The organism is Phyllobacterium sp. 01N428 (genome assembly GCF_056399405.1).
In genome coordinates, this window is sequence record NZ_JBFTRH010000002.1 from 394,036 (window position 1) to 407,865 (window position 13,830).

Below are 13,830 nucleotides of genomic sequence, written 5' to 3' on the forward strand. Positions count from 1 at the left end.
GCCCTGGTGGTCTCGGGGAGGGATTCGCATCATTGCTGGGGGAGCGCGATGAGGCCGTTTTCAACGGTACTGTGGCGATAGAGCGCGATGAGTTCTCGCATCGGACGCTCTTTCTGCGCCACTTCCTAAGATGCTTCCCGGATGGAGAGTTCCCTGACGAGTACTACAGTTATCTGAAGGGTGATCTCGCGATCGACGATCTCTATCGCGCACACAAATCCGAGTTCGCGGAGGCAGGAAGAAGCGCGCTCCGTATATCCCTTGGCCCAGACTCCCATAAAGGGGTGCGCCGGATAATCAACAAGCGGCTCTCCGACAGGAAAAGGTGGGTGCTTGTCGGCGGACCGCCCTGCCAGGCTTACTCTCTTGTAGGGCGTTCCCGAATGATGGGCCAGCCTGGTTTCGAGCAGGACGAGCGGCATTTTCTCTATAAGGAATACCTGAAGATAATCGCCGACCATGAACCGCCAGTCTTCGTAATGGAGAATGTCAAAGGTCTGCTGTCGGCAACCGTGAATGGTGTACCCGTCATCGACCGGATTCTGACAGACCTCGCGCATCCGCGCGCGGTGCTCCAAGGGGGCGGCAATGGTTTACACTACAGGCTGTACTCTTTATCCGAACCGGAGGTGCCCGGTGCCGGGGTGGACCCTCGGCTGTTCCTCGTTAGAGCCGAGGATTTCGGAGTGCCTCAGGCCCGTCACCGGATGTTTATAGTCGGCATCAGGAGCGACCTGAAAGTCCGACCAGGACTTCTGCGGACGCATATGGGTCCGACGGTCAGAGAAACGATCGGCAACCTGCCGGCCATACGCAGTGGACTTTCAAAAGGCGAGGACTCGGCCGCGCGCTGGTACAAAGAGGTTGAAAGTCTTTCTGCTATTGATATCGCCGGGCAGCTGAATGGTGCGTCCTACAGCCGTGCGATTACGGGCAACATCAAACTTCGCCTCGGGTCAGGCGACAATCCGCCGGAAGAACGCTCATCAAAGGCATATCCCGGACGGATCGCTGGCACGCACCGTTCACTGGGCGGCCTTCATGACCCCCGTCTTAAGGTGCTGACAGGCCATGAGTCACGCGGCCACATGGCATCCGATCTTCGCCGATATATGTACGCGGCAGTTTTCGCCCACGTGACGGGGCGAAGCCCGAAGCTTTCAGATTTTCCGCGCTCACTTCTGCCCGCACATCAGAACGTCGAGCTGGGGCGTACCGGCAAGATGTTCTCTGATCGCTTCCGCGTTCAGTTAGCGGATGACGTATCGACCACCATCACGTCTCATATCTCTAAGGATGGTCATTACTTCATTCACTATGACCCTGCTCAATGCCGGAGCCTGACAGTCAGAGAAGCGGCTCGCCTGCAGACCTTTCCGGACAACTACAGTTTCGAGGGACCGCGCACCGCGCAGTATCACCAGGTGGGCAATGCGGTTCCGCCCTATCTCGCGCGCCAGATCGCTCAACTTGTGGCGGAAGTGCTGGACTCGATGAAGGGAGAGTCGTGATGGCGGATACAATCACGGCTGAAAGACGAAGCTGGAATATGTCGCGTATTAAGGGGGTCGACACCGCACCGGAACGTCAGCTGCGCTCACTGCTCCACAGAGCAGGATTTCGCTTCCGCCTTTATGAACGGCATCTTCCCGGACGACCGGATATTGTTCTTCCCCGCTATCGGGCGGTGGTTTTCGTCCATGGATGCTTCTGGCATCGCCATGCCGGTTGCCGCTATGCGACCACGCCCTCTACCCGCCCGGATTTCTGGAATGGCAAGTTTGCAGCAACGGTTGCACGCGATGCCCGCAAGGCGGACGAACTGGCAGCTGCCGGCTGGCGGGTTATCACTGTCTGGGAATGCGAACTTTCGAAAGACCCCCAGGGCACCCTTGATCATGTTATCGAACAGTTGAAAGGAACGCGGTGATGGCAAGACCGCATCCGCTTCCCCCGAGCGCGTCATCGCTCTCCGCTTCCATGCGCGACCTGGGCTATTCTCTTGAAACAGCGGTAGCAGATATCGTCGACAATAGCATCTCGGCAGAAGCTACCGAGATTGCTGTTTTCTGCAATTTGAGCCTCCGGGCACCAACGCTGGTCATCATTGATAACGGCCGTGGCATGGACAGCGAAACCATCATCACGGCCATGCGGCACGGCGCTGCGAACCCGCAGCTTGCGCGATCCCCGCGCGATCTCGGACGTTTTGGTCTTGGTTTGAAAACCGCCTCGTTTTCACAGTGCCGACGCCTGACCGTTGTCAGCTCGCAGAATGGAAAAAGGTGCGGAGCGGAGTGGGACCTCGACCTCATCGACAAGGAGGACGATTGGATTCTGTCGATCCTAGATGACGAGGATATTGAGGTTCTACCATTCATCGAACAGCTGGGCTCAAACGGGACTATCGTCATATGGCGCCAGCTCGACCGGCTGTTTGAAGACGAGACGAGCCAGAAACGCGATGAGATCGTCAACGAAAAGCTCGATATCCTTGAAAAGCATCTGTCGCTTGTATTCCATCGCTTCCTTTCGGGAGAACTGAAAGGTCGCAAGAAGATCGCGATCGGCGTCAATGGCCATCCGGTCGAACCTTTCGATCCGTTCTGCCGCAAGAGTGGAGCTGAAATACTGCCGGAGGAAATTGTCCGGATCGGGTCCGATTCGGTGCATATGCAACCATTCATTCTGCCGCATCACAGCCGCCTGTCAGCCAAGGACTACGACTACTATCAGAGCCGCAGCGATTTTATCTCAAACCAGGGCGCTTACATTTACCGCAACGGACGACTTATGACCTGGGGGGACTGGTTCCGCCTTATCCCCAAAGGGGAGGCAACGAAGCTGGCGCGGGTGCAGATTGATTTTCCAAGCAAGCTGGATGAGATGTGGACCATCGATATCAAGAAGTCCCGCGCTCGACCGCCCCGCGCGGTCCGCGAGCGTCTGCGCCAGATCATCCCGCGCATAACCGGGCGCAGCACTACGGTTCACAGAGGGCGCGGCCAGAAACTGTTTGAGGATGTCCGGGCCCCCGTGTGGGAGCGTTACGCTGATCAGTCAGGCATCCGTTACAGCATCAATCTCAACCACGCTCTCGTGCGCGCAGTATCCGGCCGGCTTGATGAGGCTGGTTCCAGAGCGCTGAGACTTATGGTGGATTCCATCGGGCACGCTCTGCCGGTGGAAATGATCTACTCCGATTATTCGACCCAGCCCAAGGACGTTCGCAATGCGCCGGTCGGAAATGAGGAGGTCATCGCCCGCCTTCGTGAGCTTAGATTAATACTGTTCGGAGAAAGTATTCCCCAGCCCGGGGAATTTATGAATATCATTCGCTCTACGCGAATGTTCGAAGACAAATTAGAGCTGGTGCAACAGTTCATCGGGGAGGAATTTGCATGACGGACGCAGGGCCTGACAGCGAAAAGCGACTTGTCAGCGCGCTCATATCGGTTCTGGCCAGTCGCGATCCGCCGCCTACCAAGGCAGAAGTTGAGCTCACGGCGAAGACCCTTGCGCCCATGATCCCGTTCACCGGTGACCTGGGCAATGCCATTCTGCAGACCTCCATCGCAATCGATACCCGCATGGGTCGCGGAGTATCGATCGTAAACCACGAAGCGCCGCACGACGATCAGTGGCTGTACCGGCGGGAGATCAAGTGGACCTATACCGACGCATACGAAGCTTTCCTCAAGCAGGAGGGATGGGCGGCTCCTGTCGTACAGTCTCTCAGTGATACCGGCGGCCGAATACTCGGACACCTGCAGGACCCCTTGAGCGAGGGTTCCTGGGACCGGCGCGGCCTAGTGATTGGGCATGTCCAATCAGGCAAGACCGCGAACTACATGGGCGTCGTTGCAAAGGCCGCTGACGCCGGCTACAAATTCATCATCGTCATCGCAGGCATTCACAACAATCTGCGAAAGCAGACCCAGGAGCGCATTGACGAGGGCTTCATCGGACGTTCCAGCGACCCGGATAACCGCGTCAGCATAGGCGTTGGGACCTTCACGCAGCAATACCCACACCCTGCAACTCTTACAAACGTCAACGAGGACTTCAACAAGATCACAGCCGCCAGGAGCGGCTGGAAGCTGAACGATTTCAGCAAGCCCATCATACTCGTGATCAAGAAGAACGTTTCCACGCTGAAAGAGCTGCATAAGTGGCTCAGCGACCTAAATTCTCAGAACGGCCTGATCGCAGATGTCCCGATGCTGATGATTGACGACGAGGCAGACAACGCCTCAATCAACACGAACAAGCCGGACCTTAATCCAACACAGACCAACGCATGGATAAGACAGATTTTGAGCCTGTTCGCGAAATCCTGCTACGTGGGCTACACGGCCACACCATTTGCGAACATCTTCATCAACCCCGATGCGTACGATGATAAGGCTCGGGATGAGCTGTTCCCCAGAGATTTCATCTATTCGCTCGATGCACCCAATACCTATTTTGGACCGGATAAGGTGTTCCTGAATGAGGAGACCAGTACTCGAATCACAAAGCCGATTACCGACTGCGAAAATTACATACCTGAATCCCATAAGAACGGGGCTGCAATCCCCGATCTGCCGCCCAGCCTTTACGGTGCGATCAACCAGTTCATTGTCGCGCGTGCCATCCGCAATTATCGCGGTCAGGAGAACAAGCACTGCTCGATGATGATCAATGTGTCACGCTTTGTGAGCGTGCAGAAAACGGTTCGTGACATTATCAGCGTCTACGAGAAGAAAGTGCGTGAGGCGGTCAAGGCGAACTACGCCATGCCCGAAGACGTATCATCAAAGAACACCCATATGGCGGCACTGCGCAGCGCTTTCGACGCTGAGTTCAGTGACTGCAGAATCACTTGGGCTGAGGCGAAATCAAAGCTCAATTCTGTGTTCGACAATCTTCGTCTGTTTGTCATTAACAGCAAATCTGACGAGGCTCTCGACTACAAAAAGTATGAGCGTGACGGGCACGGCCTGACTGCCATTGCAGTCGGTGGCCTCAGCCTGTCGCGTGGTCTGACCATCGAGGGACTCTGCGTCAGCTATATGTATCGCAACACCAAAATGTACGACACGCTGATGCAGATGGGTCGATGGTTCGGCTACCGGCCAGGTTATGAGGATTTATGTCGCGTTTATCTCTCTCCGGATTCCATCGATTGGTACGGGCATATTGCCGAAAAGTCGGAAGAACTCCGGCAGCAGATCAGGCGGATGCGTCAGGACAATCTCACGCCCCGTCAGTTCGGCCTTTATGTGGAAGCGCATCCGGACCGGCTGCTGATCACAGCTGCAAACAAGATGCGCAGTGGCACGAGCGTCGCTTTCCAGCAAAGCTACAGCGGCAGACTTCTGGAAACCTATGTCGTGCCTGTTGATAGCAACATCAACGCTGCCAACGAGAAGCTTATCGAGGAGTTCTGGAGGAGCGGATTTGGTAAGACCGTGAAGGCCACTTCCAAGGGCTGGTGGGTTGAGGATGCCGATATCCGGGTTATCGACAGTTTCCTGGCGCGCTTCAAAACGGTTGGCGTATCAACCGATATCAAAGCGGGGGCCTTGGCCTACCTGCGCGAAACGGCTGACAAACATCCCCACGGAGATGTTCTTCTGATCTCTGTGAAAGGCGCGGGCGACAATGAGGCGGAACATCGCCTTGGTTCGCAGGATCGCTCCAGCGCGAAGGAGACAAAATTCGACGCGGAAACATGGAGTTTGAGCAAAAACCGCGTCTCGAGCAGGGGCGATGAGAAGATCGGTCTTACCGACACGCAGCTTGCTGATGCCCGCAGGCTTGCGGAGGAATATCACAACAAAGACGCCAAAAAGAGCAGCGAACCTTCTGATACCCATTATCGTGAACTCCGAAACAAACCGCTCCTGATGGTACATCTTCTGGGGCCAGTGGGATCGGATAAGCCGTCTGACCGCGTGCCGGCGTTCGGTATCAGTTTCCCGTTCGGTGATTACCTGCGGACAGTCGAAGTCGTCGCCAACAAGGTCTGGATTGACCAGATGCAGAGCCCGATCTCCGACAGCCCGGATGACGAGGACGACTTCGATGAGTAGGCCTCTCCCTTGGGACGACATTAAGACCCCCGATGTCGACTACAACGTCCGGCTCGTTCCTAATGGAGGTGCTATCCCCACATTCTGGGGGCGTGATTCCGAAGGACACTGCCTGTTCGTACTGAGTCTCGAAGGTGATCACAGCAGGCTGTTCGCCGAGGGAAGAACATCTGTTCACGGCATTGAGGTGGACCTTCAGAGAGACCCGGCTTCCGACCGCCAGAACCTAGTGCTGACGCTTGAGCGACAGGTGGACGGAGACTTGTTCTGTGCCCTGTGTGAGAGCCTATTTGAAGGCCTTCGTCCTGTGACGCGGCCCGAGGCCGCATTGCATGTCGCGCTGACCCATATCAAGCGCTGGAAAGCATTTATGGCAGGCAGGAATGCGCGTCTCCTCTCGGCGGAGGAAATTCGCGGGCTGTTTGCCGAACTGACTTTCCTAACCAGCCTGTATCAAGAGAAGTTGAGCCACGCCGATGCGGTATCGGCATGGACGGGTGCTGACCGTGTTCATCAGGATTTTGTCTTCGCTGACCGTGCGGTGGAAATAAAGTCGCTGTCCGGAACGGACCGGAGCACGGTCAGAATTTCCTCTGAGGATCAGCTTGAGTCGATCCAGGATTTGTTGTTCCTCATGACATACCGCCTCCGTGAGACACCTGACTCCGAACAGGCGCGCTCGCTGAATGAGCTGGTATTCGCTATAGAAGGCGAGTTGCAGGATGCGGACGCAATAGAAGAGTTCGGCCGCAAGCTGGCAGCCTACGGGTATGCGCCCCTTCAGGAATACGACAAGCCCGCGTTTCTGGTGTCCGGCGAGCAGGCTTATCACGTCGTCGAGGATTTTCCGAAAATCGTGCGCTCTGGTCTGCCGGCTGGCGTCACACGGGTAACATATCAGATAGACATCGAGCGAATGGCGCCTTTCGGCTGCCCGTTCGAAGACGTGTTGGAGGGGATTTAGTGGAACCGTCGGCACAGGAATTTTTTCACGATTTCCGTCAGGAGCTTCTGGCGGGCGCCGAAGCCAACAGCAGTTTCCAGCTTTCCGAGTTCATGGACGCAGTTGCCAGTGAGCTGGTAGAAACCGGCTTCGTCGAAGGCTTTGAATTCTGCCACTACCGCGCCGCTCAGGGAATGCGTGTGGACGGCTACTGGTTCAATGATGAAGGTGCACTTGACTTGTTCGTAGCCGACTTTGATTGCCGAAACGAACTCGGTTCACTTTCGCCATCCGAGGTGAACGCGAGCTTCGGAAGAGCCGAAAAATTCTTCGAGGCCTGCGCCACAAAATCCTTCTTTCAGAAGTTGGAGGTGACATCGCCGGAATACGGGCTGGCGCGTCAAATTGCGGATCGAAAGCCATTCACCCGGCAGGTGAACTTTCATCTACTATCCGAGCGGATGCTCAGTGACAGAATTCAATCGCTGGATGATGGTGTCACCGCGGGCATACCCACCACCTACAATATCTGGGACATCTCCCGCCTGCAGCGTCAGCGCAGCGCGAAGGGACACAAGGAACCGCTGGACATCAACTTCCGCGAGATGTTCGGAGCCGGGATTTCATGTCTGCCGGCACACCTTGGTTCGCAATCTTATCAATCATACCTGATTGTGATTCCCGCAGACGTTCTCGCAATGCTCTACGGAAAGTTCGGCGCGCGGCTGCTTGAGCAGAATGTGCGATCGTTCCTGCAGGCTAGGGGAAAGGTAAACCAGGGTATCCGTACCACCATTCTGACTGAGCCACAGATGTTCTTCGCCTATAACAACGGCATTACAGCTACGGCACAGGAGGTTGAGGTCGAAGTCGGGGATGGCGGCTTGCAGATCACGCGTATCCGCGATCTGCAGATTGTGAACGGCGGTCAGACCACAGCGTCGCTGTTTCATACCAAGCGCAAGGACAGGGTCGCTCTCAAGGATATCTTCGTGCAGATGAAGCTATCGGTCATCGACAGTGCCGAGAGCGAACTGGTGGTGCCGCGTATCTCTGAGTACGCGAACACGCAGAATCGCGTTAATGCGGCTGACTTCTTCTCGAACCATCCATTCCATATCCGCATGGAGACATTCTCCCGCCGGCTTTGGGCACCTGCGCAGCAGGGGGCTCAGCGCGAGAGCAGATGGTTTTATGAGCGCGCGCGCGGCCAGTACGCTGATGCGCAAGCAAAGCTTTCCCCGCCGGAACAGCGCCGCTTCAAGGCTGAGAATCCAAAGCTGCAGATGCTCACCAAGACGGATTTTGCGAAATTCGAGAACGTCTGGGATGACCATCCCAAATGGGTCAACCTTGGCGCGCAGAAGAACTTCGCGCGCTATGCCGGCCGGATCGGAAAGGAGTGGACGAAGTCGGCGGACGGGTTCAACGAGTTTTATTTCCGCCGCGCCATCGCGCGCGGGATCATATTCAGGGCGACCGAGAAGCTTGTTTCCGATCAGCCTTGGTACAATGGCGGCTATCGCGCAAATATCGTCGCATACGCCATTGCTTCGTTGAATGAGGTTTGCCGCCGCCTCGGCAAATCCATCGACCATTCGAGGGTCTGGAATATTCAGGCGCTTCCGCCAACGCTTCGTGAGGCGCTGACGATTGCTGCGAAGCACGTCAACGACGATATCGTGCATCCGCCCGCCGGCATCTCGAACATCTCGGAGTGGTGCAAGAAGGATCAGTGCTGGACACGTTTGCAGGGCACGCTGGACAAGCTTGAGGCCGCTTTACCTAGCGAGTTTTTCGAAGACCTCCTGTCGTTGGAAGAACAGGGCGAAGAACGCAAGGACGCCAAAGTCAACCAGAAAATTGACAACGGAATCGAGGCGCAGAAGCGCATTTTTGATATCCCTGCCCATCAGTGGGGAACGATCATGCAAGAACTGGGGCGCAAACGCGTGCTGACACCCAAAGAGACCGGCGTGCTTCAGATTGCTGTGCAGATGCCCGCGAAGATTCCGACTGAAAAGCAGTGCCTTGTTCTCATAGGGGTGCTGGAGAAGGCCAGGAATGAGGGGCTGGTGGCAGCGGAGGAGGAGGATGCCTGAGATTCACCGCCATAACCGGCCGAGGCCGCCGGCCTGCAGGACTTATGACCCGCATTGAGTTTGATCTCGCAACCCGGAACAGCATGAACACAGAGACGTATCTCGCGAAATCGCTCGAACTCCGCCGGAGCCAAGGCGTTGGAGCCTAGGAGCTACGGACGGCAAGATCGGGGTCCCATCTCAGAGGCGAAGGGTCTGCTTCGGCCGGTCCATGAACGTTTGAAGGAACGGTGGGACACCCCGCAATTCGCGCAGCCGCGGTTGCGCTTGGACTGTAACCCAGCGGCCTTGTTTTAGAATGTAGCCTATGGCAACAACCGTCAAAAGGTTGAGGCAGCACCTTGAAAGATGGGTGCGACGATCGAAACGCGGGGCTAACCCAGTCAACGCTTAAGCGAGACGACTTAGAAAAGAACGCTGACTGGCGCAGCACGCCACATTGCAACCGGTTTCAAAAATTGGAGCTTATGGCTCGGTTGCCGGCATCCGATCGAAAATATTGGCCACCACATCTCCGTGTCGCAAACGAAGCTGCGCCGCAAGATCGATCGGGTCCATCTTCAGTTTCGCAAACCATTCGTCACCGGTGACAGCATATTTCTTGACGATTGTTTTCCAATCGTCCGGTCGAGAAAATCGCTTGTGGAGCGCAAGGTGAAGGGTTCGGCATACGGGATAGGGGTTCCAAGGCTCGTAGTAGTTCTCGGAATGATACTGGACGCTTTCCGTTGTTCCCGAGACTGAGCAAATCGTTGGGAAAACCAAGTAGCCATTGTCGATCAGATACCAATGGAGTTGCCATCCCTTGACCCGCTCGTCATGCGTAAAACCGTTGTAGACGGGAAGACGCGGCCAGCGCCACTGGCGAAGAGCTCCCTCAATCTTCAACGATGCACTCCTTTCCGCGCGACGCGACCAAGACTCGATAGACCGAGGATCGCCCAATCTTCAGCCTTTTAGCAATTCGCGAAGGGCCTAGGCCCTAATTGTATAGGTCGACTATTGCTGCCGACTGCGTACGAGCAGTAGGCGCCCTCCCCCGATACTTCCCTTCAGCCTTAGCTTTCGCGATACCTTCCCGCTGCCGTTCCAACATCAATTCGCGTTCAAATTGAGCGATGCTACCGAGCAGATTAACCATCAGCTTTCCGGTCGGCGTGGTCGTATCGAGGCTTAGAGAGAGGACGCGGAGCGAAGCGCCCTTTCCTTCTATCACCTTTTGGATAGCAATCAGGTCGCGAACCGAGCGCGCCAAACGATCGAGTTTGGTGACGACGAAAACGTCATTCTCACGAATGTAATCTAGCGCGCGGTGCAATTCATCGCGATGAGAAACAGATGAGGTTCGCTCCGAGTATAGCTTGGTCACGCCCGCTACTGTTAGATCGCGCTCTTGCGCTTCAAGACCGGCGATTTGATCTGACGTTGACGTCCTAGCGTAACCTACGATGGCGCCCATGCTTTTCTCCCGTGCCACAGCATCTTAGAGAGATTGAGACGGTGCGTTTCAAAACACAAAGGTTATCTCAGTGGTACAACTCCTTGCTGTGATTTTGGTGTGTCAATGAACCGAGGTTCAATGAGACAGGTTGATCAATTCCATTCCAAACCGGTCAGTTTTCAGAGTTGACATCAGCAGATTATCAAAAGTCAGGTCAGCAGCCTTTGTTGTGTCGAGCCAATGCTGATCCCTGAACATGGCGTTCCCAAGTTGTCGGATGCTGCTTGGGAGAAGGTGATGGCGAGCTGCGATTCCAAACCACTGCGAAGTGGTGCAGCACGACTTTATCTTTCCTGAAGTCGTGCAAGATCACCAATGCCGCCAAGACCTCCTATCGTTTGAAGCCCCACACTTCGAGTTTCTGCATGTCTCTTTCTACCTTTGGATAACCCTATTTGCCCCTTGTGAGAACCACAACTGCCAGAAAGTGTGCTGTCGCCGTGTGGGCATCGGTGCCAGAATTTGTGTATGAACATCTGGGGATTAAGGGGGATACTATGAAAAAATCGATGGGGGCGGCCGTCCTTGCCGGCATGTTCCTCTCCAGCGGGGCGAACGCTTACAATTACCCGTTCAGTTCGGTTGATAGCTGGCGGATCGTCATCGATCGCCAGGAAAAGAGCTGTGTCGCGAAAGGAATCTCCGGGAAATCGGATCCGGGCTTGTTGTTCAAGAAGGCGGGCGGCGACGTCGCATTTGTGCTCAACGACCCAAAGCTATCGAACCTTCGGGATCACGGGGAATACGACTCGTCCGTGTTGGTTGACGAAATGCCGTGGAACGGCAAAGTGGTGGCGGCAACGAGAAACACCGACATTGTCGGGGTGATCGTCCCGACCGCGACCGACGCGTTTCTTTCAGCCCTCAGGAAAGGTAATCAAATTCGCCTCAAGTTAGGTGGGAAGGAGTATGGTCCGTACAGTTTGAGCAGCACTGCAAAAGCACTAGATGCACTCAATGTCTGTTACAAAGTTGCTCTACTGGGAGAACAGGAGATTACCCGGGCAAAACCGGCCGCCAAGGCTGTTGTGCAACCGGCGCCACCCAAGGTGAGCGCTCTCGCACCTGCAAGCACGTTGGAAAAATGGACGAATGACGGCACCGATCAAATGTTCACTTCCGGGGATACGAGGGTCACGTTCACGCATCCAAAGGCGTCAACGACGCTTTTTGATACCTTGCTCGGGCCGACGATGAAGGTTGAAGTCACGAGAACAGGATTTGAGACAATATCGTTCGACATCAGAGATTCTTTGAGTATCACTGGCTCCATCGGTTTGATTAAGCTGGACCGTACCAGTGACCAGCCAGAGCTGTATTTCACGAACACACTTAAAGGAACCACCGAATTCAGGGCAGTGTCTTTTGCCGACGGCAAAACTGCCAAATTGATAGAGTTCGGTGAGTTCAAGACTGTTTTCGCCGATCCGTCCGATCTGGATGGTGACGGGTATGTCGAGATGGCAGTCCCCGATGATCGTTTCACCGCTTTTCAGGGTGCGGACGAATCCGCAGTATTTCCAGCGAATGTGTATGGCATGAAAAACGGTGCTGCTCTCAATTTGACGCAGAATCAGGGCATGGTCCCGTTCCACGAGCGGCTTTTTCAAAGGCAATCCGAATTGTGCGGGAACTCCCCGATTAGAAAGCCGGGACAATGCGCGGCGATGGTGGGAACAGCCGCCACTATGGGCATGAGCGATGCCGCGCTCGAACTTATTTTCAGGTTCAAGGGTAATGAGAGTGAAAGCCCGGCGAATGCGCCCTACACAATTTGCAGAGATGCCAAATGTGCCGACAAGAAGAAAATTGAGAGCTTCAAGGACGCAGTTCTTTATGCGCTAGACGCCTGGGAGTATGCGCAACCAGCAGAGGACAAGGCTGTCGACGATTTCATGACGCAGCTCGCAGGCAAATCCTTTGGAACCGAGACCGGCGAGCAGGCGTGCGGCGGTGAGTTGGAACGATATTTTCAAGAAGGCGTGTCAGCGCGGGGGAAACCCCTGTTTGCTGTCCAAGAGTTCGAAGACCTTTGCGTGATGGGGAAAAGCACCGCGGTGGGCCAATCATTGTTGTTTCATGGTGTCTGCCAGACGGAAGAGTTCGGTACGTTTCGGATTGTGAACAGGATGTACAATTGGGATGGAAAACGGTTGGCCAGCACGGAGTTTGAGCGGGGCACCTACGCAGGCAACCCCGTGGATGATCTCAAAGAGTGTTCCGCCTCGGATATGCAGACGAATCGTCCGGCAGCCGAGGAATGATGTCTCCTCATGAGAGTTCCGGACGGCTAGCCTTTTTCGGCTTTAAATGGGGGAAATTTGGAATGCTCAAAGGTGCGTTGACGACAACGGTGCTTCTTCTTGCTTATGCACAACCCGCGCTCACAGCCAGCCAGAAGGTTCAGCCGTGCTCCTGGAGCAAATCAGTGTGGATCAGCGAGAAGGACGACGAGCGCACGTTGTTCTACTTCGAGAAGCAAGACGGCGATACGGGGGATTCCGACAGTCAAGGCTATGACGTTGGCACCAGCCACGGAACTAAGATGGAGCGTTGGAAAGGAAAGACCATGATCTGGAGCATGGTCGGCAGCTACGGCTGCAGTAATGGCGTCTCCATCTGCACAGTAACCTTTCCAACTCTCGGAGGCGAGGACAGCCTTAGGGCAGCAAAGGAAGTTATGACTTACTTTGAGGCTGTCGACCTCAGGAGGGACGGCGTGCCGAACTGGGTGGTGTTGGCCGCGTTGACGCAGGAGATGTACATGGCGGGCGGGGCCGACGTCAAAATGGCAGCGCAGAGTTTCAACAAGACCGCCGCAGCCGAAACAAAGCCAGAAACGATCACCGTGCCCAGCATCTACAAATACTCGTTTTGCAGGAAGTGATGGGCACACCGACAGCGACAATGCCCTCTGTCCTATGTCAAAACTGATAGGCCTATTTGAAACCGGTTGGCTTGACGGGATATCAATCACCGGTGGTGCACAAACGTTCGTCCCCCAACCCCTGTCCTACTGGGACAGTTCAGTGAACTCGCGGAAGGTCAAACGGTCGCAACCATAATCGACCTGCTCGCTGTTGGAGACCATTTCCCTATTGCCGTTCGGCATGATGGTGATCCGGGTGTAAGCGCGCCCGGTGTACCCGCCAAAGCGGTTCTTGGAGTTGCCGAGGATGCAGATATGCGCCATGCCATTCTTGCCGG

General features: G+C 55.4%; 10 protein-coding genes and 1 pseudogene. 8 read left to right on the top strand and 3 right to left on the bottom strand.

The window, feature by feature from the left end; genetic code table 11:
- Positions 1 to 32 precede the first annotated feature (32 nt).
- Genes AC1DNI_RS09940 through AC1DNI_RS09965 form a run of 6 tightly spaced genes read left to right on the top strand, consistent with a single transcriptional unit; the run spans position 33 to position 9,122 of the window.
- On the top strand, positions 33 to 1,511 hold the full coding sequence (locus AC1DNI_RS09940) for a DNA cytosine methyltransferase (protein WP_477691764.1): 1,479 nt from the start codon (positions 33 to 35) through the stop codon (positions 1,509 to 1,511).
- Positions 1,511 to 1,930 (top strand): very short patch repair endonuclease, encoded by a 420-nt coding sequence (locus AC1DNI_RS09945; RefSeq protein ID WP_477691765.1) that lies wholly within the window; start codon positions 1,511 to 1,513, stop codon positions 1,928 to 1,930. Before AC1DNI_RS09940 ends, AC1DNI_RS09945 begins: the two co-directional genes overlap by 1 nt.
- A complete protein-coding gene (locus AC1DNI_RS09950) occupies positions 1,930 to 3,405 on the top strand; it encodes an ATP-binding protein (protein ID WP_477691766.1) in 1,476 nt (491 codons plus the stop codon). Before AC1DNI_RS09945 ends, AC1DNI_RS09950 begins: the two co-directional genes overlap by 1 nt.
- Positions 3,402 to 6,077, top strand: coding sequence for a Z1 domain-containing protein (locus tag AC1DNI_RS09955; RefSeq protein ID WP_477691767.1), 2,676 nt, complete (start codon positions 3,402 to 3,404; stop codon positions 6,075 to 6,077). Before AC1DNI_RS09950 ends, AC1DNI_RS09955 begins: the two co-directional genes overlap by 4 nt.
- The gene (locus AC1DNI_RS09960; RefSeq protein ID WP_477691768.1) at positions 6,070 to 7,041 is read left to right on the top strand and encodes a PD-(D/E)XK motif protein; all 972 of its coding nucleotides are present in this window, start codon (positions 6,070 to 6,072) and stop codon (positions 7,039 to 7,041) included. The genes AC1DNI_RS09955 and AC1DNI_RS09960 overlap by 8 nt, the downstream gene beginning before the upstream one ends.
- Positions 7,041 to 9,122, top strand: coding sequence for an AIPR family protein (locus tag AC1DNI_RS09965; protein WP_477691769.1), 2,082 nt, complete (start codon positions 7,041 to 7,043; stop codon positions 9,120 to 9,122). Before AC1DNI_RS09960 ends, AC1DNI_RS09965 begins: the two co-directional genes overlap by 1 nt.
- 465 nt (positions 9,123 to 9,587) lie before the next feature.
- On the opposite strand, the gene AC1DNI_RS09970 is transcribed toward AC1DNI_RS09965, so the two are convergent.
- Together AC1DNI_RS09970 and AC1DNI_RS09975 are read right to left on the bottom strand one after the other, a co-directional pair.
- Positions 9,588 to 10,010 carry a hypothetical protein gene (locus tag AC1DNI_RS09970; protein ID WP_477691770.1) on the bottom strand — a complete coding sequence of 141 codons (423 nt, stop codon included), beginning with the start codon at positions 10,008 to 10,010 and terminating at the stop codon, positions 9,588 to 9,590.
- Positions 10,000 to 10,581: pseudogene (locus AC1DNI_RS09975) on the bottom strand (recombinase family protein). Before AC1DNI_RS09975 ends, AC1DNI_RS09970 begins: the two are co-directional and overlap by 11 nt.
- A 539-nt stretch (positions 10,582 to 11,120) precedes the next feature.
- Between AC1DNI_RS09975 and AC1DNI_RS09980 the strand changes: the two are divergent.
- Both AC1DNI_RS09980 and AC1DNI_RS09985 read left to right on the top strand, forming a co-directional pair.
- Positions 11,121 to 12,887, top strand: a complete 1,767-nt coding sequence (locus tag AC1DNI_RS09980; protein ID WP_477691771.1) for a hypothetical protein — start codon at positions 11,121 to 11,123, stop codon at positions 12,885 to 12,887.
- A gap of 62 nt (positions 12,888 to 12,949) precedes the next feature.
- The gene (locus AC1DNI_RS09985; protein ID WP_477691772.1) at positions 12,950 to 13,510 is read left to right on the top strand and encodes a hypothetical protein; all 561 of its coding nucleotides are present in this window, start codon (positions 12,950 to 12,952) and stop codon (positions 13,508 to 13,510) included.
- 126 nt (positions 13,511 to 13,636) lie between these two features.
- Here AC1DNI_RS09985 and AC1DNI_RS09990 read toward each other — a convergent pair whose 3' ends face one another.
- Positions 13,637 to 13,816 (bottom strand): hypothetical protein, encoded by a 180-nt coding sequence (locus tag AC1DNI_RS09990; RefSeq protein ID WP_477691773.1) that lies wholly within the window; start codon positions 13,814 to 13,816, stop codon positions 13,637 to 13,639.
- Positions 13,817 to 13,830: the final 14 nt, after the last annotated feature.

Bases quoted from the DNA above. Each gene is read 5' to 3' on its own strand.
- AC1DNI_RS09950 (WP_477691766.1), top strand. From the start codon at position 1,930: ATGGCAAGACCGCATCCGCTTCCCCCGAGCGCGTCATCGCTCTCCGCT.
- AC1DNI_RS09955 (WP_477691767.1), top strand. From the start codon at position 3,402: ATGACGGACGCAGGGCCTGACAGCGAAAAGCGACTTGTCAGCGCGCTC.
- AC1DNI_RS09960 (WP_477691768.1), top strand. From the start codon at position 6,070: ATGAGTAGGCCTCTCCCTTGGGACGACATTAAGACCCCCGATGTCGAC.
- AC1DNI_RS09985 (WP_477691772.1), top strand. From the start codon at position 12,950: ATGCTCAAAGGTGCGTTGACGACAACGGTGCTTCTTCTTGCTTATGCA.
- AC1DNI_RS09980 (WP_477691771.1), top strand. From the start codon at position 11,121: ATGAAAAAATCGATGGGGGCGGCCGTCCTTGCCGGCATGTTCCTCTCC.
- AC1DNI_RS09945 (WP_477691765.1), top strand. From the start codon at position 1,511: ATGGCGGATACAATCACGGCTGAAAGACGAAGCTGGAATATGTCGCGT.
- AC1DNI_RS09990 (WP_477691773.1), bottom strand. From the start codon at position 13,816: ATGGCGCATATCTGCATCCTCGGCAACTCCAAGAACCGCTTTGGCGGG.